The organism is Paraburkholderia sp. EG304 (genome assembly GCF_046543485.1).
GTDB classification, from domain to species: Bacteria; Pseudomonadota; Gammaproteobacteria; order Burkholderiales; family Burkholderiaceae; genus Paraburkholderia; species Paraburkholderia youngii.
Map to the genome: position 1 here is coordinate 1 of NZ_JBKGUA010000217.1, position 1,333 is coordinate 1,333.

General features: G+C 60.0%; 1 protein-coding gene. It reads left to right on the forward strand.

Features of this window, described 5'->3' with window-relative positions; translation table 11 throughout:
* Positions 1-89: 89 nt before the first annotated feature.
* Positions 90-1,196, forward strand: coding sequence for an IS5 family transposase (locus tag ACLFKU_RS43445; protein WP_410853357.1), 1,107 nt, complete (start codon positions 90-92; stop codon positions 1,194-1,196).
* The last annotated feature ends 137 nt before the right edge of the window (positions 1,197-1,333 follow it).

Below are 1,333 nucleotides of genomic sequence, written 5' to 3' on the forward strand. Positions count from 1 at the left end.
CAGGCTGTTGAAATACCTCCCGCGCACGTCATCCGCGCGGGAGGGGTAAACGTTGAAACAAAGAACCGGACAACACTGAGACTGAAGCGATGCGCGGAGCGGACGGCTATACCGAGTCGATGTTCACGATGTCCCGGCTGGAAGACTTCGTTCCGGCCAATCACCCGTTGCGACCGATCCGGCTGTGGTTGAACGATGCGCTCACTCGCATGGATTCGGTCTTTTCGCGCATGTACGAGAGCGACGCGAAGGGCGGACGACCGAGCATTGCGCCGGAGAAGCTGATTCGCGCACTGCTGTTGCAAGTGTTGTATTCGATTCGCAGCGAACGCATGCTGATGGAGCAAATCTCCTACAACATGCTGTTTCGCTGGTTCGTCGGACTGGCGATGGACGATGCAGTCTGGGACCACTCCACTTTCAGCAAGAACCGCGACCGATTGATGGTCCATGATGTCATTGTCAGTCTGTTCAACGAGACGGTCGAGACAGCACGCATGCGTGGCCACCTGTCGGGGGAGCATTTCAGCGTCGACGGCACGCTCATTCAGGCCTGGGCGGGACACAAGAGCTTCGTGCCCAGGACGAAGCCGGACGACGACTCGGCGCCTGACGGCGGTGCCAGCTCTCACGAGAACTGGCATGGTGAGAAGCGTCGCAACGACACGCATGAATCCAGCACGGACGCTCAGGCGCGACTGTTTCGCAAGAGCCGTGGCACGGGCGCGATGCTTTGCTACATGGGTCACGTGCTGACTGATAACCGGCATGGCCTCGTGGTGAACGCACAGGTGACGCAGGCTAGTGGCACAGCCGAGCGGGACACAGCGGCCGAAATGCTTGCGAACGCTGCGCAGTTTGCCAATACACCGATTACCGTAGGTGCTGACAAGAACTACGACACGGCCGGCTTCGTGGCAACGTGCCGCGCACACGGCGTGACGCCACATGTTGCGCAAAACGATGGCCGCGCGGGCGGCTCGGCCATCGACGGACGCACAACGCGCTGGCCCGGCTACGCAGTCAGTCAGCGCAAGCGCAAATGCATCGAGCAGGTCTTTGGCTGGAGCAAGACGGTCGGCAGGCTTCGGCAGGCGATGTTTCGGGGGCTGCAACGAGTTGACCAGTTGTTCCTGTTGACTCAGGCGGCCTACAACCTGACTCGCATGCGCACGCTCGCCGCCAAAGCGGCATAGGAGCAAGAGGCGGCCAGGAGATGGCATTGGTTCCACCTGAATAAAAGGCATTGAGCATCAAATCGACATCACAAACCGGCGCAGCGACTCATTGAAATGAAGTGCTGCTCGCCGGCGAGGGGTATTTCAACAGCCTG